Here is a 22,836-nt window from a genome sequence, read left to right as displayed (position 1 = left end):
CGGCACCCGCACTGACCATCCGTTAACTGCCGTTATGCTCGTGCGTCTTTCGGCTTTTCCACCTTGCGCTGCAAGACAAAAATAGGCTGTGCCCATTCCGTATCCTTTTTCTTCTTGCTGGTGATCAGCGTCAATTCCGAAGGATCATAGACATCGGTGTTATGTGTCAACGGCGTAGTCATCAGGTACTGGGCATCCGTATTCTTCAGGAATTCTCCGACCAGCTGGATATTGCGTATATCCAGATGAGCAAATGGTTCATCGATGAAGACGAAGCCGCCGGAACCGTCGTCAGACTTCAGCAAGCCGATCAGCAGTATCAGTGATTTCATGACCTGCTGGCCACCTGATGCCTCGCCATCATTCATGCCTATCGGGCCCTTGCCGTCAAACTTGAAGCGCACATGCAAACCGGCCTGAGCCAGTTGTATGTCATCGTTTTCCAGCTTGACCGGGTCGGTGTGTACTTCTATGCCGGCCAGCTCGCCGAGTTGCTTGATGTTCTTGCTGTAAGACTTGATCGTGAAGCGCAGCCTGTCCATATAGGCAGCGCGGGCGTTGACGGTGGCTTCTATCGCGCGGTTGTTCTGGTAGCGACGTTCGTCCGTTTCTGCCTGGCGGCCTTGCAGCAAGGCATTGAGACGGGTGTACTGATCGACTACGGTGGAGTCAGTTTCCCAGTCATCTCGGGCCAGGTTATTGGTCAGGCTGCGGATGCGTAATTCTATCTGGTGGACGTTTTCATGCTCGGCTACCAGGTCCTTGCGATGGGATGCACGTTTCCAGTTTTGCGGCAAGGTATGCCAGGTATTGCGCATGGCGCGCAGGGTCTCAAACTGTTCCTTGCGCTCTTCCGCATGGCGTTTTTCTGAGGTACGCAACTGGGCTTCGGCATCGGCTATTGCCGCCTTGGCCTGTTCCCATTTCAGGTGAGCGATGGAGCGTTGTTCTGTCGCTGCTTTCAACAAGGGAGCAATCTCGCCAAGTCGACCACCCACCTCCATGCGCTGTTGCTTCAGCGGTTGGGTATTGCGGCTGGCTTCTTCAAATTCTGCATGACGCGCGCTCAACTCTTTTGCTGCATCAACACCGGCCAGCCGCGCCTTGTATGCGCTGATTTCACCGGCCAGTTTGCTGATCTGCATGGTCAGTACATCTTCTTGTGATTGCAGACGTGGCAAGGACTTCTGCAAGGCTTCCAGACGTTGGGTGCGGCCAGCGCTGCCGAAGCGATAGCGCGATACTTCAACAAAGAGCGAGCGGCCGCCACGACGTTCAAAATGATAGGCGTCCGGTGTAATCCATTCCTGGCTCCTGGGCAGTTTCATGCCCAGTTCTATCGAAGCCACGGTATCAATGCGCTGCAACTGCTCGATCAGCCAGCCTGGCGCCTGGCCGGTAAAGTTGACGACAGACAGCAGGCTCTTGTCCTTGACCACTGGCGCACTGATACGGTCAGGTACGATGAAGTGGCTGTAGCGCTGCTTTTCGCCAATGCGGTAAGCAGCGGCGGCATCGGTGGCCTTGTCCAGCAGGATGACCGAGGTATAGCCACGCAAGACACCCTCGACCGCAGCCTGCCATTTTGGATCGGTGACTTCGACGATCTCGGGCAGCATGCAGTGCGGGATATTGGCTTCCGTCAAGGCACGGCGCATCTGGCGCACGTTTTCCGGGTCGGGCAGGGCGGACTTGCCTTGCAACGCAGCGATGGTTTCCATCTCGCTCGCGATGCGCTGGGTCAGGGCGTCACGTTCCAGCTTCTGGCGTGACAGTTCGGCTTCTTTTTTCTCCAGATCATCCGCAATATTGGCGACATCGGCATCCGCTTCGGCAGCCAGTTTTTGCAAACGGGTTTTTTGCTCCAACAGGCTTTCTTGTGGCTTGAGCTTGCTGTTGATCTGCTGCAGTTTCTCGCGCAATGAAGATTCTTCTGCTTCCAGTGCGGCTTCCGCTTGCTTGGCATCGCTGACCTGCTGGGCCTGTTGCGCCAGGTGCTGGCGACGTTCGGACAGGGCAATGTCCTGGGTTTTCAAAAAGCGTTTGCTGGCACGCAGGGACTGACTGGTCTCTGCTGCTTTAGCCAGGGCTTCATGGTATTGCATGGTCGGCAGGATTTCTTCCTGCAGGTCACGTTTTTCCTTGCCCAGACTTTCATACTGATGGTAATTGGCAACGCGCAGTCGCAAACCTTCCAGGTTGGTTTTTGCACCTTCCAGCTCGGTTTCAAAGCGTTGCAATTCAGTTTCTGTATCGCGCTGATGGCGCTTGGCGTCATCATAGGCATCCAGCACTTCCTTGTCACCAAACACCTGGAATACCAGGTCCAGCAGCTGGCGCGGCGCATATTCACAGAGTTTGTCTGTTTCGCCCTGTTCCAGTGCCAGCACTTTGCCCATGGCATTCGACAGACCGGCATGGGCCAGGCGTTTGCGGTAGCTTTCCACTCCCAGCCAGTCATTGGCTTCCTGTACGTCTTCAATCTCTACCTTGCCACTGCGCATCAGGTATTGACGTTTCCAGTCACCGCCATTTTTTTCTATTTTGCAGAACAGCGTGACTTCATCTTCATACAAACCGGACATGCGAAAAGGCCGGTTTGAGATCTGCGGACCGACCGCACTGTTGTCGACCACTGCACGCAGCCAGGCAGTTTGCTGTCCAGAATGGCGGGCATAATGTTTATAGGAACGACCCATTGAGCATTCCAGGCCAAACAGGGTGCGCAAGGCATCAAGCAGGGTAGTTTTACCTGAACCATTTTGTCCGGCGATGGTAATGATCTTGGCATCCAGCGGGATGTTCTTGATGCGTTGCCAGTAATCCCAATGAACCAACTCCAGCGATTTGATATGAAACATGGTACTTATTCTTCTGCGTTAGGTGTGTGGTCCGTGCTGCCATCTTCCGTTGTCTTGTCTTCGGTGCTGGCAAGCACGGCCGGTGTGCGCGGTGCAGGTATCTGGAAGATGTCCGACAGTGCACCATTGATGATGCGATCCTTTAGGGTATCGGTGTCCATCAACAGATCGAGAAGGGGGCCTTCCATGATCAGGTCGGCCTTGCGCTCGATGAAACCGACACGCGCCAGTTGACCCAGGTTCATGTCCATGCGGGTTTTCTTGCCCAGTTTGTCGCCAAAGTCGGCCAGCAGAGCGCGGTAGGAGATGCCGATGGAAGTGTCTTCTGCGCGCGGCAAAGGTTTCTCTTTGCCAAACATGTCGTTCTGGTCTTCTTCTGCCAGTTGATGTGCCTCTTGCCGTTCACGCTTAGGCAGGATGATCAGCGACCACAAGACCACCAGCAATGCGACACCATCACGGGCCAGGCCAAAATTATTGTTTTGCCAGGTCTCTTTGGTGCCAAAGACTTTTGACTCGCTATCGCGTGTCAGGGCCAGGGTGACGTAGTCGGCATACACATTGTCGACAAACTTCATGCCGCAGGCTTTCAGACGGGTATCGATGTCAGTACGGAACAATTCATCGGACAGCGCCCGTTTAACCAGTTTGTCTTCACGGCGCAGGGTCTGATGCGCCAGCAAGCGGGCGATCAGGATTTGTGCATCTTCAGTCATGGTGTTTCTCTTGTTGGAGCTGTCGGTGCCGCTGTTGCGGATATTGTGCTGGCTGATGGAGCCGATGTGGCAGGAGCTGCACTGAGGCTGGCAATGGATATTGCAGCGACATGTTCGTCATGGACTTTTTGCATCTTGTCCCTGGAATTGAAAACCAGGGGCAGACGCGCCAGTATACCTGTCGCACCCTGCAGGGCAGATTCGTTGGGGTCCCCCAGCAAGGGCAGCATGGACGCGCGGTAAGAAGCAATGGAAAAATTCGCCGGCAACAGGATATCTTGCAGCGCAACGGGTTTTTCTGACGCATCAGTCTGTGTCAGCAAGGCCAGCCAGTGATCAAGTTCGTGCAGGGCGTCGCTGTCATCGTTGGCGATGGATGGGGCATTTTCACCGGTGGGCAAGGCGCCGGCCACTGCGGATACGCGATGGCTGAGCAATTCACTTTCGGCCACGTCTATCATCTCGGACGGCGTGATAAACATCGGCGTTACCGGCTGTGCCAGGGCGTCGTCTGCCAGTGCCGCCAGGTCTTCTTTTTGCAGTAGCCAGGTCTTGATATCGGTAGTGGATAAACCTGACTGGCCCAGGTGCACGCGCTGGCGCTCTATCTGGTTCAAGGCGCGTGAGAACATGCCTTGCATATTAAGCAGGGCGCTCTGGGCGCGACCGATGGCTTGCGCTGCCCTGTGGGTAGCGGCGTCAGCACGGCTGTCATTGGTGATGGCATGGATGATCTCTGAACCTTTTTCCACCCAGTCGCAGGCAGTATGCCACTTTTGCTGGGCCGTCCGTAGCTGGAATTCCGAGCCCGATGCAATCGCATCAGAGAATTCTTCCGTCAGTTCGATCAGGCGACCAAGCAAGTGATGTAATTGCTCTACCGACACGCCGCCGACGGCCTGAGCGCCGGCGACCTGGGTCAGCATGTAACTCATCTCGGCCTGGTCATTATTTTCGTCTATTTGCAACAGTGATTCGATGGCTGCCAGTACATTGCGCGCCGTTGGTGTGATCCGGTAGACCGACTGGCTGGCATCCCAGACCAAAAGGCCTGTGGTGCGCAGGCGCGACAAGACGGTCTCCAGGGCATCCGCCTCAAGATAACCAAGTTTGGCATTGATGTCAGCCCGGCTCAATGAGGGCGTTTCAACGTCGGCTGCCAGTTCGCGCAAAACCAGCAGGCGCAGCAATACACCGTTGAACCCACCATGAAACAGGGCCGTGAACGCCTGTAGTACAGGCTGGGCACGCTTCAGGGGGAATACAGCGGAAACGTCGTCGGGAGTAATGCCAGTTTTGAAATACGTCTGCAGAGCGAGATCGTCATCGGTCTGGACGTGAACATCGTCACTAAAATTTTGCATGTGGCATTTTAACCGCTTGCAGCCTGCTTGAGTATTGTCAAGAGTGTAATTTTAGGGAAATGCATGGGGAAGGATAGCCTGAATATTAATTTATAAATTGTTTATTTCTTATCGGGCATGCAAGAGCAACCATGCATGCCGCTTATCCAGGTGCTGCTATCAAATAATCAATGCAGACGTGATCTGTCGTAGCGATGCGCAATAATTTGCGCATGCAGTTCTTCTCTTTCCAGATCAGCCGCGTGCAATAACCTGGTGACTGCTTTTCTGGGGACCTTAAAATAGCGGCGGCGATTCTGGCGCATATCCAGGGTGCGCCATCCTTTACCGGTCAGCCATTCCCATTGCTCGTAATCTATTGGCACGAGCAATTGCATTTTCAAGCGTTTGAAAACAATCGTGCTGCCAAAGGCGGGTTTGGGACCGGCGGGTGGCAGTTCGCGTTCATGGCGTACCCTGAAGATGGTTCTTAAACTGTTTTTGATAACATCAATTAGCATGATTTTCTTGTCGAATAGCAAAGGATTGTGCAGTGCTGTATATCAACAGACCCGCTTTGGTGTTGGCGATCAAACGTACTCATTTTGGGGAGAATTCCCAGGCTTGCACCTGACTGTCAGACTTGCTTCACCAGCAGGCACTTAAAAATGAGTGAAAGATTTTATTCGTATATTAACTATTTCTCTTACACTTCTTGTGTAAGTTTTTGTAATCTATGGGATTCATCGTTACATACTTGATTGATGCATATCATTTCTGGCTGGTGTTTTCTGCCAGATACTGGTTCAAGGCATCAATCGCCACCCTGACTTTTTGTGGTTGCAGGCTGCGCTTCAAGGTGACGGCAAATATGCCAGCACCGGGCAATTTCCAGTTGTTCAGCAAGGCCACCAGGGTACCCTCATTCAGTTCGTGTGAGACAGCATAACTGGGCAGGCGTGCCAGCCCCATGCCATCTACCGCCATTCTGGCCAGCAGGCGCACGCTGTCGGTCATGGCAGACAAAGCCAGGTTTATCCTGATGCTATCGGCTTGGGCATTGCTAAGTACCAGCGTGGTAGGGTCAGGCAGGCGTGTCAGGGCGATGATCTGGTGGTCATGCAGGTCCTGTGGAGACGCAGGTATGCCGAATTTTTCCAGGTAAGCTGGTGCAGCGACCAGTACTTCATGCAAGTCAGCCAGCTTGCGGGCAACCAGCGAAGAATCACGCAACCAGCCTGAGCGTATCGACAGATCGATTTGCTGGGCAGCCATGTCGACAATATTGTCTGCCACCTGAATATCGAGCATGAGCCGGGGATATTCCCTGGTCAAGGGGAGCAGGGCAGGGAGAATGATATTTTCAGCAACATCGGATGCGGCGGAAATACGCAGGCGTCCCGCAATTTCACCAGAACTTTCTGCTATCAATTCTTGCGCTGCTTCTGCTGCGGCCAGCATTTCAGTGCATTGTTGATAATAAGCCTGCCCCACTTCTGTCAGTGACAGGCGGCGAGTAGTCCTGTGCAACAGGCGCACACCGAGTTCATCTTCAAGTTGCGAGACCGCCGCACTCAGGACCGATGTGGCAAGATCAAGCGCCCTGGCCGCAGCGGAAAAAGAGCCGTGCTGAACTACCTGGGCAAACAAGGCCATGCGACGAAGTTGATCAAAATGCATGTGACGAAAAGTGAAGTAAGGATTGTTCGGTATTTTAGAAAAATACTTTCCATCATACGCGCTTTTTCTTGCCGGCTTTATTGCTTACCATGTAAGGATGGTGCAATTTAAATGGAGAAAGTAATGATAAGACTGCATATGATTTTTGACCCGCTGTGTGGCTGGTGCTATGCCGCCAGTCCTTTGCTGCGCAAAGTGCAGGCACATTTTTCTGAGCAGCTGTCACTGGTCTTCCACCCTGGTTTGCTATTTGCCCAAGCGAATATCATTCCGGCCAGCTATCGTGAGCACATCATTGCAGCTGATCAGCATATTGCCACTTTGTCTGGTGTGCATTTCGGGCCTGCATATTTGCAGAAAATCAGGACAGCCACAGAACTCAGTTATAACTCAGTGCCTGCGTCGATTGCTGTCATGAGCGTGGTTGATGCAACAGGCAGCACATGCTTGCAGATGCTTGAAAAAATCCAGCATGCGCATTATGTTGATGCAGCCGATGTCAGTGATGTGAAAGTGCTGACACGACTGGCGCAGGAAATTGGCCTGGAAGAGCAAGCATTCAAAGAAGATTATGCCTGTGCCGAATCTGCTCTGCAGGCGCAGGCCAGACAGGCCAGACAGTTGCTCGACAAAGTTGCTGCGCGCGGTTTCCCTACATTCGTTCTGGAAACAGCGGGACAGTATGTACGCTTGAATCACAGTGTCGCTTATCAGGATTCCGGTAGTTTTTTTGCCGAAATCGAGCGGGCTGGTGATTTGAATCTGAGTACCGCGACCTGATTTAATGGCGTCATTATGCTCCCCCTCTCCGGGCATGCTGTTTGCATTTGCTTACATTAAGCCGTAGTCATAGACGGTAAATATTTCATAAATGTAAGAAAATCGGCCGCATACAGACTAAACTCTGTATATATAAAGGAGAAAACCATGACGACATCAACTGAAATTGCTACCCTGGGGGGCGGCTGCTTTTGGTGCACCGAAGCCGTGTACCAGCAAATCCATGGCATCGTGAAGGTGGAATCCGGCTATTCTGGTGGCGTGGTTCATAACCCCACTTATGAGCAAATCTGCACTGGCACCACCGGGCATGCCGAGGTGGTGCGTCTGACTTACAATCCGGCAGTAATCAGCTATCGCGAATTGCTGGAAATTTTCTTTACCATCCACGATCCGACTACATTGAATCGTCAGGGGAACGACGTTGGCACGCAATACCGTTCCGTAATTTTTTTTCACAACGCAGAGCAAGAGACGCTGGCGCGACAGATCGTTAAGGAAATGGCGATGGTGTGGGACGATACCATCGTCACTGAAATCAGTATGGCACCAATGTTTTACCTGGCGGAAGAATATCATCAGAATTATTTTCGCCAGCATCCGCAACAGGGATATTGTTCCTTCGTGGTCGCACCCAAAGTGGCCAAGGCCAGGAAAATGTTTGTCGGCAAACTGATAGGCTAAGGCGCAATGTGGCAACCATTTTTGAAAAACTGATCTCAGGCGAACTGCCCTGTGCCAGGGTATATGAAGATGAACTTGTATTTGCTTTCATGGATGCCGGACAGCTTAATCCAGGTCATGTACTGGTTGCCAGCCGCAAGCCTTTCGTTACACTGATGGACGCCGATGAAGCGACTGTCATGGCAATGATGCGCGCGGCCCGTCAAATTGCCTGGGCCGTGCAGCATGTGTTTGAACCGGAAGGTATTACCATCTTGCAGGCAAATCGAGAAGCTGGCTGGCAAACCGTGCCGCATTTGCATTTGCACGTTTTACCGAGGTACATTGGCGATGGAGTGGAGTTGATATGGCCGCGCAAGGAGCCGGGGCTGGAAGTTTTGCAAACCCATGCAAACCGCCTGGTGCAAGCTTTGGAAGCAGAGCCAGTGAATTTTTGACTGGACTGCAGGAAGCTGAGCAATTTTGTTCATTGTTCCAATCCAGCTTTTATTCCTGATGAAATACATTCCTGATTAGTTTATTTTTTGCTATTATTCTGCCGTGCTTCGGTATTTTTTGCGAAGCTGACATGCGTACGCAAAACGGGAGAATTCGATGGCACTTCGTGAGGTCAATCAGGCGACGGTCGATCTGGTCAAACTGTATGAGGGATTGCCGGACGGTGACCCTGGCACCGCCAATATAGACCCCTATCTTGATCCTGTGGATATCTGGACCATAGGCTGGGGCCATGCCATCACGTATCAGGGGCGTTTTTTGAAAGGCCAGGCAGACCAGTTGCAAGTCCGGGCCTTATACCCGAATGGAATCACACCGGAGCAGGCGAGCAGTTTGTTGCAGGCCGATCTAATGAATGCTGGACGTGATGTGCTGTCGGTTGTCACCGTCACCCTTAATGACAATGAATATGGTGCGCTGACCAGTTTCACTTTCAATCTGGGCATAGGTAATCTGAGCAGTTCCACTCTGTTGAAAAAACTCAATGCCAATGACAGGGCCGGGGCGGCGGATCAGTTTGGCCGCTGGACTCTGGCTGGCGGCAAGAGCCTGCCTGGCCTGGTCAAGCGTCGTGCCGCCGAACGCGCCCTGTTTGTTCTGCCTGTCGTTTCACCTGTTACCAACTGAGGGAAAAATCATGCCTGCTATCTGTCAACGTTTGTTGCTTGGTATTTTGCTGATGTATGGCACGGTAGCTTGTGCCGCTAGTGCCGGCAATAAAATAGATGAACCTGTCAGCCTGCACCTGAACCAGTTGTTCCAGGTAGCGGTGCCAGGCGCTTGCGCACTGGTACCTAAAGACCAGCTTAACCTGGTTGAGCTGCGCATCAATGGCATACTGAGCCAGCTCAAGCCTGTCGATTGCGACCATGATCCGGCAATGAACAAGCTGAGTTTCTTTTTGCCGCAGCAGGACAATTCCAAAAACGAAATACAGCGTGAATCCCTGATGGGGTCTCCATGGCGTGAATTGAAAAATGGTTTCAGACGTGACCTGCCTTTCAGTATCAGTTTCAATAATGGTGCGGGCAATACCGTGCTGGCGACTGGCAGTTTTCGTTACCAGATCTTGCAACCGGCATATATCCTGATAGGTTTTGGTTTCATTATTGCGGTTGCTTATGCCTTGTTGAGGCTGGGGCGTGATTCCGGCCTGTTGCGCGATGCTGCCGGTACTGTCGCCGTACAACAAAGGACTTATAGCCTGGCCAGGGTGCAGATGGCATGGTGGTTCTTCATTGTGTTTGCATCCTACGTCTGGCTGTGGATAGTCGGTGAAGGTATCCCCGACATATCAACCCAGGCACTGGGTCTCATGGGTATAGGCAGCGGCACTTATATGGCTGCTGCCAGTGTCGATGCCAGCAAAAATTGTCAGTATGGTGAAAGCCAGGGCTTTTTTGATGACATCATCAGTGATGGTCAAGGTCTTGCGCTGTATCGCTTTCAGATGCTGGTGTTCAATGTGCTGTTTGGAGTACTGTTCCTGGTCTATGTGATACAGCATGTTGCCATGCCTGATTTTGACGGCAGCATCCTGACTTTGCTGGGTATGAGTTCGGGTACTTATGCCGGCTTTAAAATCCCTGAACAACAGGGTAAGCCTCAACAAACTGAAGACCCCAAGGCAGCTTACAGCGCCGAGGCCTGAGCAGGCTACCGAAAAAACGGGGAACTGACCAGCTCCCCGTCCCTCATTTCAGCTTGTTGCGCAAGGCATCCATCATCTTTGGTATGCTGTCCTTGCTCATGCTGTCCACGATCCAGCCCAGGCCCAGCGGCACCGGGCCTGGGTCGGTGAATACCTGGTATTTGACAACGGTTTTGCCGGGGTTGCCTGTCATGGCAGACAAATCCCAGTATCCTGATGTATCGGCAATGGTTTCTTCCTGCTTCAACCCCTCCCAGGGTTGCATCTTCCAGCTCAGATAGCAACTGGCCTGGCTGACTTTGGGTGTCATCTTCAATCTGTATTTCTTGACCTTGCCCAAGGGCAGATTCAACGTGAAATCGACCAGGGCGGACTCGTCGGGCTGGCGCGTCACCTTTGCCTTGGCAGTATTGGGCATGAAGCTGGGATAATCTTCATAGGCTTGTATGGTGGAGCAGACCTTGGTCAGTGGCGCATTCAATATGGTACCGGCGGCAAAGGTCTTGCCATTGCTGTCGGCTTTGCTCTGGTCCAGCAGTTGCACTTCGGTTTCACTCAACTTGCTGACGTCTATGCCCGCCGCTTGTACAGATGCTGCTGCCATCAGCCATGCGCTCAGACAGGCTGCCTTGTTGCACTGTTTTTTCATTTTTTTCATGGTTGATTCACACCTGCTCTGATTTTTTCTATATCGACTTTTTGCAAATATTCAGGGATATTCTTCCACATGCTGTGGTAGCCATAACCGCCTTTGGTCAATTCTTCCAACGCTTTTTCCCTGGTCCAGGCCTGGTTCAATATCCTGTACATGGCCGTAACCAGTCCGGTACGATCAGCGCCATGCATGCAATGCAAGAGTACGGGGCCATCTTTTTCTGCAGCCTTGATGGCGCGCAGAGCCGAAATCACGTTCTGGTCATTGATGCTCCACGTATTGATGCCTATGCGCTGCATCCTGATGCCGGAATCTTTCAGTATCTTGCCGTCGTCATGGAAAGAGCGCAGGCTGACCACAGTCTTGATGCCCAGCGATTGCAACATGGTGACGTCCTTGCTTTCCAGCTGGGCGCTGCGGTAAAAGCCAGGATTGATGCGGAACAGGTTTTGTGCTTCTGCTACCGGCACGGCCCAGTCGACGGGCCTGGGTTCTTCTGCCATGGACAGGGACGTGCTACTGGCTAACAGCAATACTGCTACCGTTTGCTTGCAGGCAGTCGTAATTGCTCGCATGCCTGTATCAATGTGTTTGACGTGCTGTTTGTTGAGCATGATTTTTATACGAAACAGTGTAAAGAATGATCGCCATGATGCTACCTATCCAATAATCGGTAGGCAGGCCAAGCAGCCAGTGGACATGCCACGGCACGTCCCGGGACGAGAAGTGCTCCAGCCCGTATCCTGGGTTCAGGATAAACCAAAGAAAATCCTCAAGAATCCAGAATGTGATGATATTGGCGATGGCCCGACATTCCAGCTTTGTTGACCAGGTTTGCATCATGACAAAAGGGAAATGGAAGAACATCGCGATAAAAGGGAAGACCCAGGCATGGTAGCCAGTCATGGCCCTGCCACCCCAGAATATGTCAAGCAGCCAGTGTTTTTCTATACGCCAGGTGGGCAGGTTGACTGCCCAGCCTGCCGTTCCTTCTATTTGTATCTCCACTTGGGCAAAGAACAGGCCCAGCAAGGCAGTAAAAGCAAAGGTCGGCAGAAAAGATCTATATGCAGGTTTCATCGTTCGGGTGTTTCTCAAATTCCCGTATTGAGTATGGTTTGCAATACCTGGCGTGCTGCCTGCGGGCGCCCCAGTGCAGCTGCCTTGTCGCGCATATCAGCCAGTTTCTCGGGGTGTTGTAGCAAACTGTTGAGACGGTAAGCCAGACTGATGTCGTCATAGGCTTTCAGTGCCACACCTTGTTCCAGCAAAAAGTCGGCATTGCGTTCTTCTTGCCCCGGGATGGGGGAGTTGACGATCATCGGCAAGCCCATGGCCAGGCATTCCGATGTGGTCAAACCGCCTGGCTTGGTGATCACCAGGTCGGAACACACCATCAGGCGCTCGACCTTGTCGGTAAAACCCTGGGGCAGCAGGCGGCCAGGGTAGCGGGTAGCCAGTTTTTGCAAGGCTTGCAACGCAGAGGCGTTTTTGCCTGCCAGCACGATCAATTGGAAATTGCCGGGCAGCGACAGCAGGCGTTCGGCCACTTTATCCAGACCGCCAAGACCGGCGCCGCCGCCCATCAGCATGAAGGTCCTTAATGCCGGGTCAAGGCCGAATTCAGCAGCACATGCCTGTCTGTCCAGGCTTTGGGTGAAGGCAGGCATGATGGGAATACCGGTCACATGTATGCTTTCAGCAGGTATGCCATTGGCGCGCATGCGGTCGGCCACTTCTTCACTTGCGGCAAAATAACCGGCCATGTATTCATGTACCCACATCCTGTGTAAGTCAAAATCGGTAACCTGCACCCATACCGGGCAATGTAATCTTTCTTTACGTATTTGTCTTGACAGCATTTCTGCCGGCAAAAAATGCGTGCAGATAATGACGTCAGGTGCAAACTCGGTAATGGCTTGCAGCAGCGGACGGGCATTCAGCCTTTCTATGCCGCGCCTGAGCCTTTCCATGGTGCTGTCGGCCTGCGCTTCATTCGTGGCATGGTAAAGATAGCCCCATAAGGTCGGTGCCTTGTTGACCAGTTTGATATAAAAATCGGTATAGACTTTGCGAAATCCTGCTGTGACGAAATCCATTACATCCAGATGGAGGACTTCAGGCTCATCAGGATTCTGTATCGCGGTTGCCCTCAATGCTTCGGCAGCACGTTGATGACCGGCACCAGCAGATACGCTTAGTAGCAGGATTTTTTTCTTGGACATGGGTGTCGGTGAAATGATAGAAAAACACCGAGAATACCATGAGCAGGCCACCGGGCTCCAATTTGCGCTGGTGACCGCTCATTGCCCCTGGGGTTGCTTAGGGTTGCAGACGGGAGATTTGCCAGTTACCTGCTTCGTCGCGGGTATAGACGATACGGTCATGCAGGCGGGAACTGCGACCTTGCCAGAATTCAAGTTTTTCTGGCAACAGACGGTAGCCGCCCCAATGCGCCGGCCTTGGTGGTTGCTCACCAAATTCGCTGACAACAGCAGCCAGTCTTTGTTCAAGTGCAGAGCGACTGGTGATGGTCTGGCTTTGTTGCGAGGCCAGTGCACTCTGACGGCTGCCCAAGGGGCGGCTGTTGAAATAGGCATCGTTCTCTGCTTCCGTCAGTTTTTCTACCCGGCCTTCTATACGAACCTGTCTCTCCAGTGCTGGCCAGAAAAACAGCAGGGCTGCATGGGGATTGCCTGCCAGGTCATTACCCTTAGCGCTGTCATAGTTGGTAAACCAGGAAAATCCGCGCTGATCATATTCCTTGATCAGGACGATACGTGAGCTGGGTCGCCCTTGCGCGTCGACTGTCGATAAAGTCATGGCATTGGGCTCCACGACTTCGGCTTTCAGCGCTTGCTCAAACCAGTTGGCGAACTGCGTGAAGGGATTGGCATTCACATCAGATTCAGACAGGCTGGCTTGACGGTAATCGGTGCGTAAATCTGCAATGGACATGGTTTTCCTTGATTAATTTCAAATAGTCGTTCAGGCAGCGATACCGCGCCTGGCTTGCATGGCTGCACCAAAGGCAGCCATTTGCGATTCAGAAAACAGGCGTTTTGCCATGGGGGCGATCTGTCCTTCTTCTATCTGCATGTGTTCTGCGTACAAGGTATTGAATGCTTGCACGTCGCTGACCGAAAGGCTGGCAACCGTGTTTGCATCCGGGCTGGCAGACAGCACCTTACGCAACTGCGCTTCCAGTCTTTGCCATTGTCGGGACATTTCCTCATGTTGATTCAGGATATGGGGCAGCAGGCTGGCCAGCAGTTCGGCATCTTCGCCTTTCGCCGTTTGTGTCAATTCGGGCAGCAAATTGACTTCTTCATCTTCATGATGCAGTGGCGCTGCCTTGGTAAAATAATTGAGTATGGCCTGGGCTGCCTGCTGCGCCTCGGCATCAGCGCCGTGCACAGGCAGATGATCGACCAGCCGGGTGAGGGTGGCCAATTGCTTGCGTATACGGTCATGGCAATGCTTGAGTACCGCCAGCGGCTGATCAAATCCTGGTGCACTATCGAATAAGCTGTTCACATATTGCCTTGCAAAAATAGGAATAAATACCAAGAGTAGATACGACTACCCCTGACTACCCCTATTATGCAATAGACGCCAGGGCTACGCTTGCGTCATATCAAATCGGACCGTCAATCTGACGATGGCTGCGGGCCAGGCAAATGTACTCGCCAGCTATCGGTTTTGCCTGCTGTTTTAATCTTTCTGTAACCTGCCCCTGCAGCTTTGCGCTATGACTTTCTCTTAAAGACTGCAACTGAAAACCGTTCACATCCAGGAAGTCAGCCACTTCAGCCTGTGCCATGCCTGAAAGGAACGGTTCATGTTTTTTCCTGAGCAAAAAATCGACAAGCTTGCTGGCTGGCCGGAAGTTTGGCCGGCCGTCGCTCTGGATTTCCATCCAGGTAAAAATCAATGTTGCCTGGTTTACCGCATTCTGGATTTGCCTGAGCAAGGTTTGGATATGCCTGATATCCAGGTACATCAGCAAGCCTTCGGCGATAAACAGGCTTGGATGCGCGGGATTGAAAAACGGGCAATTCAGTAAAGCCAGTGTCAGGTCATGTGTGGCCAGGTCAGCGGCGATGTAATGTATGCCGCAAGCAGGTCCAGCCTGGCGCTTGATGGCTTGCGTGGCCGGATGGTCAAGCTCTATCAAGGTCAGGTCGTCATGCTGTCCTGCCAGTTCCGCGCATAAGGTATCGTAACCTGCGCCCAGCACCACAATTTGCCTGATACCATTGGAGATGGATTCGGTCACATACTCCCGGATCACGGTTTTGCGCAAGACATAGTGTGGCAAGATACCAGGCAGGGTACAGCCTTGCAGGAGATGACAAAGGCCACGGAACCAGCCCTGAGCAAGCATGCCGTGCAGGCGTGGATGGCTGGTCTCAAGAAGTCGTTGACCCTGTCTGGCCATGGCCTTTGGCAGCAAGTCGCGATAACGGGTATCTTGCGCCAGCACCTGCACGCCGGCCGCGACGATAAGTGCAGTGTTGCTGGCTTGATCCGTCTTCATGCTGCCTGCTCCATGCAGCCTGAAAACAGCGCCTGATGATGCTGGAGCCAGGTGCTTTGGAACAGCATTTCGGGGTCATAACGCTGCTTGTATATGAGGAAATTTTTAAAATTCGGATAACAACGACGGATTTGTTCCTGCGTGGCAAACCTGCCATAAGTCAGGTAAAAACTGCCATCACGTTGTATTGCCAGATCGATCAAGCGCTGGAAACTGGCAGCGGTTGCCGCAATGCCGTCTGGCGTATGTTCGGTATGGATATTGAAAATCACACATGCATAGTTCTGTCTGGCCCAAGGCATGAAGCTTTCTTTATCTGCCTCTATCAGCCGTATCGTGCCATAGATGATATCGACACCGTGCTGACGAAAATCTGCCGCCGCTGCATGCATGAAGTCTGTCAATCGATCACGTGGTACATAGAGTTCACCAATCATTTCAGAGCCCTTGTGACCAAGTATCTCGTCAATCGATGCGTGATAACCGTCGAGATAAGTACTTTGCTGCAGCCTGTCGCTCCAATAGATTTGGCCGGAACTGGCCAGGTAGTGCTGGGCGTAACAGTCGAAGGCGCGGCCCTTGTCCATGTGGGCTAAAGCCAGCAATTGGCGCCAGTTGTCATCGCTCAACGCGTGTTCTTCCTTGAGGCTGTTGTCGTCCGCCACCGGGCAATAACATGAAAACACGCCGCGTTGCAGAAAGTCCGTGCTTTGCGGATCAATGGCAAACTGGAAATCACCATACACATAACCAGCCGCGATACGTTGATCGAATGCCGGCATCAACTGTGCCAGCGTGATGATTTCGACATCGCGACGCATTTTCTGCCTTTTTGCCAGGCGCAGGCTCAATCTGGTGATGATGCCGAACATGCCATACCCGCCTATCGCCAGCCTGAACAAATGCGAGTTTGACGTGCGGCTGCAATGGTGTAATTTGCCTCTGGCATCAAGCAGACTGAAACTTTCCACATCGGCGATGAAAGGACGCATCTGCAAACCGCGACCATGTACATTGGCTGACAGGCAGCCACCGAGACTCAGTTTGTCGGCACCGGTCTGTTTTTGCCTGATCCCCCATTGATGAATACTGTCTTTTTGCGCTGCTTCAAGATAATCAATCAGGGCCGGCCATTGTATGCCTGCTTCCACTTCAATGACGCCGCGTTCACGATCAAAGAAAAGAATCCTGTCCATGCCGCGCATGTCCAGCAGGATGGCGTCTTCGGCAAATTGCTGCCCGCCCATGGCATGACGGCCTGCGCTGATGGCAATCTTCTGGCCACTGCGGCTGACTGCCATTACCACGGCAGTCAGTTGTGCAAGGTCGCGGATTTCTACAAGTTGCTTGACTCTGGTCTGGTTCAAGGCTGAGTGGATGTCGTTGACAAGTGTTGGTTCGGGCATGATCTGCGCTCCTGTTATGTGGAGATCGCATTTTCTGTGTTAAGGTATCGTTATTCAATCTTTTATAATTTAGTATTGAAAAATGATACTTTAAGTGATTTTGTGATTACCTTTATGTGGGGATATTGATGAACCTGACCCAGCAAATCACGATTGCCCTGAAAAAGCATTTGAAACAAAAGGGCCTGACCTATGCCCAACTGGCCGCGCATCTTGATATCAGTGAAGCCAGCGTCAAGCGCCTGTTTTCCGAATCAACGTTTACGATCAAACGGCTGGAAGCAATCTGCCAGCTGCTTGACCTGGATTTTCTGGAACTCGCCCGCCTGGCGCGTGGTCAGCAAGAGTTAACAGAGGAATTATCTGAATTGCAGGAAAAAAACCTGGCAGACAATCCCAAGCTGCTCGGTGTGTTCTATCTTTTGCTGAGTCAATGGCAAATCGGAGAAATAACCAGACAGTTTGCCATCGCTGAGCCAGAACTCCTGCAGTTATTGATGAAGCTTGATAAATTGAAGTTGATAGAACTGCACCCGCATAACCGTATCAAATTATTGACACATACAACGCTGCAATGGCGTGAAAATGGTCCGATACGGCAAAAGTACCAGGCCCAGGTCATGAAAGAGTTCTTACAGACTGATTTTCACGATGAACAGGCAGTGCTGCGATTTGAAACCCGTGAGTTAAGCAGTGCCTCCATCGCTGTATTGCAAAGAAAAATGGCACGCCTGCTGACAGAATTCAATGAGCTGGCAGACATAGACGCAAGCCTGGCTGCCGAGCAAAGGCAGGGGGTAGCCCTGCTGATGGCTGCACGTCCCTGGGTGTTTTCCCTGCTGTCTGACCTGAAAAGAAAAAACAGGTAATAGGACTTACGCAAAACCGCCCCGGCTGCGTTGCAGCTCCTAGCCGTACTATTCGTACTGTCTTCGTCGCTGCGCCTTGCCGGGACAATTTTGCGTAAGTCCTGAACAGGTAAAAAACAGATCAGTATCAGGCTGTAAAACGATGGCGCACATGGCAGCCAGCGCTTCAAGTAAAATAGCGCCTGCTTTTACTGTACGCCCCAGAGGCTTGTTGTCCAACATGCAAGAACAATCAGAGATCGATTTTGAACGCCGCTTTGGTGGCATAGCCCGTTTGTATGGTGCCGCAGCATTGGAGCGTTTCAAGCAGGCGCATGTCTGCGTCATTGGTGTCGGTGGAGTTGGTTCCTGGGTAGTGGAAGCCCTGGCGCGCAGCGCCATAGGTCGTATCACCATGATAGACCTCGACAATGTGGCCGAATCAAACATCAACCGCCAGATACAGGCGAACACAGATACGGTTGGCAAAGCCAAAGTCACTGCACTGGCAGAACGTATTACCCTGATCAATCCTTACTGCCAGGTAACTGAAGTTGAAGATTTCGTCACACCCGACAATCTTGACCAGATGCTGGGCCAACCTGGCTTTGATTATGTTATTGATGCGATCGACAACGTCAAGGCCAAGACTGCCTTGATTGCCTATTGCCGTCAGCATGCCATCCCGCTGATCACGATCGGCGCTGCCGGTGGACAGACTGATCCCGGCAAAATTGAAGTGCGTGATCTGTCGCGTACAGAACAAGAGCCTTTGCTGGCGCTGGTACGCAAACGCCTGCGGCAAAACCACGGTTTCCCGCGTGGGGCCAAAAGCAAGTTTGGTATAGACGCCGTATTTTCCATGGAAGCACTGACTATGCCAGAAACGGCAGAAGCCTGCACCATCGATGCAACAGCTCCTGTCAGCAGCACAGCTAATGCCGTAACAGGTTTGAACTGTGCCGGTTTTGGTTCATCTATTGTAGTAACCGCTTCCTTTGGCCTGATGGCCGCTTCTCACGTCCTGCGCAAACTGGCAAACATTTCACCCTGATTTCAGGATGCTGCAGATGAAATCTTGTCACATGTAAAAAAGATTCATACTTTGTGGGGGAAATAATGCAAGGCTGGACGAATTCATCGGCCATTTTTTAGCTGTTGCTGTCTTGCACTTATTTCCAGTTTTGTATTACTGACCTAACTCGTGCTTTGTATAGGTATTTCAGGATACCTGAGTTTGAATGCCAGCAATAATTCAATTAAAACAGTCTACGATGACAGGCTGGTGGCTCGGGGACAGCTTGACACCGTCATGCGGCTGACCATGCGTAATGAAGTCATCGTGTCCAAGGCCATGACGGATGATCCGAAAAAGGCAGCTTTCCATGTTGCCGAAGTTGAGGCCGGCAAGGCAGAGGCCAGCAAGGGCTGGACTGAATACATGGCGATCTAATCTCACGCTGGAAGAAACAGTATTGGCGAACCAGTTTGCTGCCAGACGCAAGCAATTCCTGGACGTGGGCTTTAACCCGCCAATAGCCCTCAGCACCTGTTATTGCAGCACGGCTGAATCCGGCAGCCTGAATGAATCGGATAAACAAAAAGCCGACCCTGCAATATCGCAAGACCGGCTCTGAAACTGGAAAATCTGTGCCGAATTTAATTGTCAAGTTTGAAATTAAATTCCAGCATGGTAGTCAAAGGTTTTGAAATAGGGGCATATTTCCATTGTGAAGCAGCAGCAATCACCTCTTTGTCAAAATGCTTGGGTGGGTTTGCTTTGACGATATCCACTTGTGAAACCTTTCCATCAGTTTCTATATGAATGCGGGCTGTTACCACACCGTTAGTTACCCCTGCACGCACGGCACCTCCTGGATACTTGGGCTGTACACTGGACAATACCTTTAATGTCAGGTTTTCAACAGGGGCTGGCGCGGGTGCAGCAGCGACAGGAGCAGGTGTCGGGGCTGGTTTTGGCGTTGCAGCAGCCACGACTGGTGCAGGCACATCGATAGGTTTGGTCGCCACAACCTGCGGCGCCACTGCTGACGCTGCTATCTTGGACTTGCTTGCCAGTGCCTTGGCTTCTGCTGCCAGTTTGGCATCCCTCGCCTCTTTGGCATCTTTCGCATCTTTTGCTTCCTTGGCTTCTTTTGCCAGCTTTTCTTCTTTTGCTATCTGCGCCGCAGTTTTTGTTGACGCCATGTCCATCCACTTGGTCACATCGGCGGTCGCCTCGGTATGCTTGACAGGATTTTTCACCAGGCCGGTGGGCATTGCCGTATTTGATGCAGGTGCTTCTGCTGCCGGCGTTGCGGCTTCTGGCGGGGGACTTTTTTGGCAGGCTGTGCTGAGCAATACACTCGATACCAGACTTAAGCTCAGGGCTGACAACCTGGCTGCTTTTTTATTGAGGACTACAGTTTTCATATCACTCCAGGCAAAAGACCGATTTTTAAAGCAAAGGTTAAACCAAGCAATTGAATGCAACCAAAAGCGAAAAACAGAAATGGCTGAAAATAGTGCAAATCAACGTAAATTGCAATATTTTGGTGCAAATCCTGTGATTCGCCTGTCAGGTAAATTTTCATAAATCCGAACGGCTATGCTGCCATGGATGCTCCTGCTAAGCAATATTCAAATCACCAAAGTGGTCGGAATTCGTGAAAATACAAATAGCAAATTGACTCGTCTGGGAAAAAGCATGCAGGATTTGTGCCAAATTCAGGGTAAATCATTTAAATATGGTGAAAAATAAAAAAAGCCAACTTCCATTGGAAGCTGGCTTGAGTTCGTTGTGAATCTAAAAACAGGCTGAAAGCTGGCTCAGGATTTTCCGAACACTTCATTCAGTTGCTGGGTCACCCGGATAAAAGTCGTGCGCTTGGTAAGCTCTTTCAGCTTGTGGGCGCCGACATAGGTGCAGGCCGAGCGCACACCGCCGAGTATGTCCTGCAAGGTCGCTTCAACGGGGCCACGATAGGGGATCAATACTTCCTTGCCTTCCGATGCACGGTACTTGGCGACACCACCGGCATATTTGTCCATGGCAGCGCGACTGCTCATGCCATAAAAGCGTTTGAACTGCTGACCATCGCGATCAACCAGGTCGCCTGCACATTCATCATGACCAGCCAGCATGCCGCCGAGCATGATGAAGTCAGCACCTGCGCCAAAAGCCTTGGCCAGATCGCCAGGTACAACGCAGCCACCGTCGGCACAAATCTGGCCGCCGAGGCCATGGGCAGCATCGGCACATTCTATGACTGCCGACAATTGCGGGTAACCCACACCCGTCATCTTGCGGGTAGTACAGACTGAACCAGGACCTATACCCACTTTGATGATATCGGCACCGGCCAGTATCAATTCTTCGGTAATGTCACCCGTCACCACATTCCCTGCCATGATGGTCAGGTGCGGATACGTTGTACGAACCTTTTTGACGAAATTGATGAAACCCTCGGTATAGCCATTCGCCACGTCTATGCAGACATATTCTATGGCGTTTCTGGCACGTTCCATCACTGCCGAGAACTTTTCAAAATCAGCCTGGGTGATGCCCATGGAGTAAAAGGCTGTTGATTTTCTTTGCAGGGCAGAGAAATAGTCAACCAGCGCATCTTCATCGTAATGTTTGTGCAAGGCAACCGATAATTGATGCGGGTCCAGCGCAGCAGCCATCTCCATCGTGCCGGTGGTATCCATATTGGCCGCAATAATGGGAATGCCGTGATAAGTCTTGCGCGAGTGATGGAAAACGAATTCGCGTTCCAGATTGACTTGTGAGCGGGAAGTGAGGGTGGATCGCTTTGGACGTATAAGAACATCCTTGAAATCCAGCCTGAGGGTTTCTTCTATATGCATGACGACTCCAGTATGCGCCTGGCGGACGCGGGAAATCACGACTGCTCGCTTATCTGCGCTCAAGTCGTTGGGCCGTACTTGAGTATAGTTTAAAAAATCGAGAGCCGATTATTATGCTTTGATATGAACACTATCACCCAATCCATATTTGTCCATGTGCAGGGTGCCTGAATGAAAAAATTGATATATTGTATATTCTTGGCCTGAACGTTGATACATTCAGGTCCCTTGCATGATTTGTCGACGCAAATGGAGGGCTGAGATTGCCACTGCTTGTCAGTGACAAACATCCTTACCCTTGTCGGTAAAACTGCCACCGGGTACAGGCAGGAATTCCCATTCATATGATTTTTCGGCGAGGCTCAGTTTCAATACTCCATGGGTGGAATTGTCGCGGATTTCGGTATTGCCCCTGGGCAGGAACATCGGCGTCAGCTTGGCGCCGCCTGTACCGACCACAAAGCTGCGTATGCCTCTCTTGTCATCCCTGTCGCCATTGGCGTCAAGAGGCGCAAAGCGTTCATAGTCGTGGTCATGCGAAGTCAGTACGATATCAGCCTTGGCGGCAGCCAGCATTTTCCACGCAGCCTGCATATTGTCGTTATTGCCGTGTCCACCAGAACTGAAGACAGGATGATGCCAGAAGGCCAGAGTACAGTTTTGCTTGTTTTTGGCCAGTTCTTCCTTGAGCCAATTCAACTGTACCTGCATCTGCTGTGGATCAAGATTGCTGTTGAGCGAAAGGACCAGCCATTTGCCCAATTGGCTTGCATAATAACCGCGCCGCTCCGGACCGGCCAGGTCACCGAAGTAATTGTAATAACCTAATGCCTTGGGCATGGCGTAATCGTGGTTGCCAGGCGAGGGCAGTGTCCTATCCTTGAACTGGCCCCAGGTCGGCTCATAACATTTGTTGAACTCATCGGGTTTGCCAACCGGATAGGTATTGTCGCCGAGAGTAATCGCCCTGGCACTGGCATCTTTGGACAGACCTGTGGCGATCAGTGTGGCTGTGCGGGCCGCCATGCTTTCTGCGGGCGGTTTTTTACGGCAATCGGCGATATCACCGGCAGCGTACACAGTCACAGCAGGGATGGCAGGTGTAGCTGGAGTGATTTTTTTACTCGTTGCCTTGCCATTTTCGGCAGCACTAACCAAAGGTGAAGCAGCAGATAAAAGCAGGGCTGCGGTACAGGCAGCCAGAATGTGATGACGCATGAAAATAATCTTGTGGGCGAGACTTATGCCAGAGGCTGGCGGAACAGGCGCGTATTCTACCTGTTCCTGCCTGCCCTTGCCCCATT

The 22,836-nt window shown here is 51.9% G+C and carries 25 protein-coding genes; 9 read left to right on the top strand and 16 right to left on the bottom strand.

Going from position 1 to position 22,836, the window contains the following annotated elements; all coding sequences use genetic code 11:
- Positions 1–32 precede the first annotated feature (32 nt).
- The 5 genes from LZ463_RS09120 to LZ463_RS09100 form a co-directional block, all read right to left on the bottom strand.
- Positions 33–2,861: an ATP-binding protein gene (locus LZ463_RS09120; protein ID WP_241455313.1), complete on the bottom strand. Its 2,829-nt coding sequence runs from the start codon at positions 2,859–2,861 to the stop codon at positions 33–35.
- A gap of 5 nt (positions 2,862–2,866) precedes the next feature.
- Complete coding sequence (locus LZ463_RS09115) at positions 2,867–3,577, bottom strand: hypothetical protein (protein WP_241455312.1); 711 nt, start codon at positions 3,575–3,577, stop codon at positions 2,867–2,869.
- The gene (locus tag LZ463_RS09110) at positions 3,574–4,941 is read right to left on the bottom strand and encodes a hypothetical protein (protein ID WP_241455311.1); all 1,368 of its coding nucleotides are present in this window, start codon (positions 4,939–4,941) and stop codon (positions 3,574–3,576) included. Before LZ463_RS09110 ends, LZ463_RS09115 begins: the two co-directional genes overlap by 4 nt.
- Before the next feature lie 167 nt (positions 4,942–5,108).
- Positions 5,109–5,441 carry a hypothetical protein gene (locus tag LZ463_RS09105; protein WP_241455310.1) on the bottom strand — a complete coding sequence of 111 codons (333 nt, stop codon included), beginning with the start codon at positions 5,439–5,441 and terminating at the stop codon, positions 5,109–5,111.
- Between the two features lie 250 nt (positions 5,442–5,691).
- The gene (locus LZ463_RS09100; protein WP_241455309.1) at positions 5,692–6,600 is read right to left on the bottom strand and encodes a LysR family transcriptional regulator; all 909 of its coding nucleotides are present in this window, start codon (positions 6,598–6,600) and stop codon (positions 5,692–5,694) included.
- A 123-nt stretch (positions 6,601–6,723) separates the two neighbouring features.
- Here LZ463_RS09100 and LZ463_RS09095 point away from each other — a divergent pair, with 123 nt between their 5' ends.
- From LZ463_RS09095 to LZ463_RS09075, 5 genes are all read left to right on the top strand, one after another.
- A complete protein-coding gene (locus tag LZ463_RS09095) occupies positions 6,724–7,380 on the top strand; it encodes a DsbA family protein (RefSeq protein WP_241455308.1) in 657 nt (218 codons plus the stop codon).
- Positions 7,381–7,527: 147 nt separating this feature from the next.
- Positions 7,528–8,064 (top strand): peptide-methionine (S)-S-oxide reductase MsrA, encoded by a 537-nt coding sequence (gene msrA / locus LZ463_RS09090; protein ID WP_241455307.1) that lies wholly within the window; start codon positions 7,528–7,530, stop codon positions 8,062–8,064.
- An 8-nt stretch (positions 8,065–8,072) separates the two neighbouring features.
- Entirely contained in the window at positions 8,073–8,501 is a 429-nt protein-coding gene (locus LZ463_RS09085; protein WP_241455306.1) for an HIT family protein, read from the top strand.
- Between the two features lie 157 nt (positions 8,502–8,658).
- The gene (locus LZ463_RS09080) at positions 8,659–9,189 is read left to right on the top strand and encodes a lysozyme (protein ID WP_241455305.1); all 531 of its coding nucleotides are present in this window, start codon (positions 8,659–8,661) and stop codon (positions 9,187–9,189) included.
- Positions 9,190–9,199: 10 nt separating this feature from the next.
- Positions 9,200–10,213: a hypothetical protein gene (locus LZ463_RS09075; protein WP_241455304.1), complete on the top strand. Its 1,014-nt coding sequence runs from the start codon at positions 9,200–9,202 to the stop codon at positions 10,211–10,213.
- 43 nt (positions 10,214–10,256) lie between these two features.
- Here LZ463_RS09075 and LZ463_RS09070 read toward each other — a convergent pair whose 3' ends face one another.
- The 8 genes from LZ463_RS09070 to LZ463_RS09035 all read right to left on the bottom strand — a co-directional run bounded on the left by LZ463_RS09070 (position 10,257) and on the right by LZ463_RS09035 (position 16,814).
- Complete coding sequence (locus LZ463_RS09070) at positions 10,257–10,871, bottom strand: SRPBCC family protein (RefSeq protein WP_241455303.1); 615 nt, start codon at positions 10,869–10,871, stop codon at positions 10,257–10,259.
- The gene (locus LZ463_RS09065) at positions 10,868–11,443 is read right to left on the bottom strand and encodes a dual specificity protein phosphatase family protein (RefSeq protein WP_241455302.1); all 576 of its coding nucleotides are present in this window, start codon (positions 11,441–11,443) and stop codon (positions 10,868–10,870) included. Before LZ463_RS09065 ends, LZ463_RS09070 begins: the two co-directional genes overlap by 4 nt.
- A gap of 7 nt (positions 11,444–11,450) precedes the next feature.
- Positions 11,451–11,948: a hypothetical protein gene (locus LZ463_RS09060; protein WP_241455301.1), complete on the bottom strand. Its 498-nt coding sequence runs from the start codon at positions 11,946–11,948 to the stop codon at positions 11,451–11,453.
- A 14-nt stretch (positions 11,949–11,962) separates the two neighbouring features.
- The gene (locus LZ463_RS09055) at positions 11,963–13,093 is read right to left on the bottom strand and encodes an MGDG synthase family glycosyltransferase (protein ID WP_241455300.1); all 1,131 of its coding nucleotides are present in this window, start codon (positions 13,091–13,093) and stop codon (positions 11,963–11,965) included.
- Positions 13,094–13,190: 97 nt separating this feature from the next.
- Positions 13,191–13,826, bottom strand: a complete 636-nt coding sequence (gene pdxH / locus LZ463_RS09050) for a pyridoxamine 5'-phosphate oxidase (RefSeq protein ID WP_241455299.1) — start codon at positions 13,824–13,826, stop codon at positions 13,191–13,193.
- 30 nt (positions 13,827–13,856) lie between these two features.
- Positions 13,857–14,405: a hemerythrin domain-containing protein gene (locus LZ463_RS09045; RefSeq protein ID WP_241455298.1), complete on the bottom strand. Its 549-nt coding sequence runs from the start codon at positions 14,403–14,405 to the stop codon at positions 13,857–13,859.
- Between the two features lie 100 nt (positions 14,406–14,505).
- Positions 14,506–15,408 carry a class I SAM-dependent methyltransferase gene (locus tag LZ463_RS09040; protein ID WP_241455297.1) on the bottom strand — a complete coding sequence of 301 codons (903 nt, stop codon included), beginning with the start codon at positions 15,406–15,408 and terminating at the stop codon, positions 14,506–14,508.
- Positions 15,405–16,814 (bottom strand): FAD-binding oxidoreductase, encoded by a 1,410-nt coding sequence (locus LZ463_RS09035; RefSeq protein WP_241455296.1) that lies wholly within the window; start codon positions 16,812–16,814, stop codon positions 15,405–15,407. The genes LZ463_RS09040 and LZ463_RS09035 overlap by 4 nt, the downstream gene beginning before the upstream one ends.
- Before the next feature lie 128 nt (positions 16,815–16,942).
- Between LZ463_RS09035 and LZ463_RS09030 the strand changes: the two genes are divergently transcribed.
- The 4 genes from LZ463_RS09030 to LZ463_RS09015 all read left to right on the top strand — a co-directional run bounded on the left by LZ463_RS09030 (position 16,943) and on the right by LZ463_RS09015 (position 19,299).
- Positions 16,943–17,683 (top strand): helix-turn-helix domain-containing protein, encoded by a 741-nt coding sequence (locus LZ463_RS09030; protein ID WP_241455295.1) that lies wholly within the window; start codon positions 16,943–16,945, stop codon positions 17,681–17,683.
- A gap of 220 nt (positions 17,684–17,903) precedes the next feature.
- On the top strand, positions 17,904–18,716 hold the full coding sequence (gene tcdA, locus LZ463_RS09025; RefSeq protein WP_241455294.1) for a tRNA cyclic N6-threonylcarbamoyladenosine(37) synthase TcdA: 813 nt from the start codon (positions 17,904–17,906) through the stop codon (positions 18,714–18,716).
- A gap of 150 nt (positions 18,717–18,866) precedes the next feature.
- Positions 18,867–19,115 carry a Tar ligand binding domain-containing protein gene (locus tag LZ463_RS09020; protein ID WP_347176251.1) on the top strand — a complete coding sequence of 83 codons (249 nt, stop codon included), beginning with the start codon at positions 18,867–18,869 and terminating at the stop codon, positions 19,113–19,115.
- Between the two features lie 22 nt (positions 19,116–19,137).
- Positions 19,138–19,299 (top strand): hypothetical protein, encoded by a 162-nt coding sequence (locus LZ463_RS09015; RefSeq protein WP_241455292.1) that lies wholly within the window; start codon positions 19,138–19,140, stop codon positions 19,297–19,299.
- A gap of 22 nt (positions 19,300–19,321) precedes the next feature.
- On the opposite strand, the gene LZ463_RS09010 is transcribed toward LZ463_RS09015, so the two are convergent.
- The 3 genes from LZ463_RS09010 to LZ463_RS09000 all read right to left on the bottom strand — a co-directional run bounded on the left by LZ463_RS09010 (position 19,322) and on the right by LZ463_RS09000 (position 22,750).
- Positions 19,322–20,095, bottom strand: coding sequence for an energy transducer TonB (locus LZ463_RS09010; RefSeq protein ID WP_241455291.1), 774 nt, complete (start codon positions 20,093–20,095; stop codon positions 19,322–19,324).
- Positions 20,096–20,491: 396 nt separating this feature from the next.
- Entirely contained in the window at positions 20,492–21,532 is a 1,041-nt protein-coding gene (locus LZ463_RS09005) for a GMP reductase (RefSeq protein WP_241455290.1), read from the bottom strand.
- A gap of 276 nt (positions 21,533–21,808) precedes the next feature.
- Complete coding sequence (locus LZ463_RS09000) at positions 21,809–22,750, bottom strand: metallophosphoesterase family protein (protein ID WP_241455289.1); 942 nt, start codon at positions 22,748–22,750, stop codon at positions 21,809–21,811.
- Between the last annotated feature and the right edge of the window lie 86 nt (positions 22,751–22,836).

Source organism: Undibacterium paludis, assembly GCF_022568815.1.
Classification (GTDB): domain Bacteria; phylum Pseudomonadota; class Gammaproteobacteria; order Burkholderiales; family Burkholderiaceae_D; genus Undibacterium.
Note: the sequence above shows the minus strand (reverse complement) of the source record. Positions and strands in the feature narration are given on the sequence as shown.

Bases quoted from the DNA above. Each gene is read 5' to 3' on its own strand.
- LZ463_RS09035 (WP_241455296.1), bottom strand. From the start codon at position 16,814: ATGCCCGAACCAACACTTGTCAACGACATCCACTCAGCCTTGAACCAG.
- LZ463_RS09080 (WP_241455305.1), top strand. From the start codon at position 8,659: ATGGCACTTCGTGAGGTCAATCAGGCGACGGTCGATCTGGTCAAACTG.
- LZ463_RS09060 (WP_241455301.1), bottom strand. From the start codon at position 11,948: ATGAAACCTGCATATAGATCTTTTCTGCCGACCTTTGCTTTTACTGCC.
- LZ463_RS09075 (WP_241455304.1), top strand. From the start codon at position 9,200: ATGCCTGCTATCTGTCAACGTTTGTTGCTTGGTATTTTGCTGATGTAT.
- LZ463_RS09110 (WP_241455311.1), bottom strand. From the start codon at position 4,941: ATGCAAAATTTTAGTGACGATGTTCACGTCCAGACCGATGACGATCTC.
- LZ463_RS09115 (WP_241455312.1), bottom strand. From the start codon at position 3,577: ATGACTGAAGATGCACAAATCCTGATCGCCCGCTTGCTGGCGCATCAG.
- LZ463_RS09055 (WP_241455300.1), bottom strand. From the start codon at position 13,093: ATGTCCAAGAAAAAAATCCTGCTACTAAGCGTATCTGCTGGTGCCGGT.
- tcdA (WP_241455294.1), top strand. From the start codon at position 17,904: ATGCAAGAACAATCAGAGATCGATTTTGAACGCCGCTTTGGTGGCATA.
- LZ463_RS09005 (WP_241455290.1), bottom strand. From the start codon at position 21,532: ATGCATATAGAAGAAACCCTCAGGCTGGATTTCAAGGATGTTCTTATA.
- pdxH (WP_241455299.1), bottom strand. From the start codon at position 13,826: ATGTCCATTGCAGATTTACGCACCGATTACCGTCAAGCCAGCCTGTCT.
- LZ463_RS09070 (WP_241455303.1), bottom strand. From the start codon at position 10,871: ATGAAAAAAATGAAAAAACAGTGCAACAAGGCAGCCTGTCTGAGCGCA.
- LZ463_RS09040 (WP_241455297.1), bottom strand. From the start codon at position 15,408: ATGAAGACGGATCAAGCCAGCAACACTGCACTTATCGTCGCGGCCGGC.
- LZ463_RS09100 (WP_241455309.1), bottom strand. From the start codon at position 6,600: ATGCATTTTGATCAACTTCGTCGCATGGCCTTGTTTGCCCAGGTAGTT.
- LZ463_RS09000 (WP_241455289.1), bottom strand. From the start codon at position 22,750: ATGCGTCATCACATTCTGGCTGCCTGTACCGCAGCCCTGCTTTTATCT.
- LZ463_RS09010 (WP_241455291.1), bottom strand. From the start codon at position 20,095: ATGAAAACTGTAGTCCTCAATAAAAAAGCAGCCAGGTTGTCAGCCCTG.
- LZ463_RS09120 (WP_241455313.1), bottom strand. From the start codon at position 2,861: ATGTTTCATATCAAATCGCTGGAGTTGGTTCATTGGGATTACTGGCAA.
- msrA (WP_241455307.1), top strand. From the start codon at position 7,528: ATGACGACATCAACTGAAATTGCTACCCTGGGGGGCGGCTGCTTTTGG.
- LZ463_RS09105 (WP_241455310.1), bottom strand. From the start codon at position 5,441: ATGCTAATTGATGTTATCAAAAACAGTTTAAGAACCATCTTCAGGGTA.
- LZ463_RS09030 (WP_241455295.1), top strand. From the start codon at position 16,943: ATGAACCTGACCCAGCAAATCACGATTGCCCTGAAAAAGCATTTGAAA.
- LZ463_RS09095 (WP_241455308.1), top strand. From the start codon at position 6,724: ATGATAAGACTGCATATGATTTTTGACCCGCTGTGTGGCTGGTGCTAT.
- LZ463_RS09065 (WP_241455302.1), bottom strand. From the start codon at position 11,443: ATGCGAGCAATTACGACTGCCTGCAAGCAAACGGTAGCAGTATTGCTG.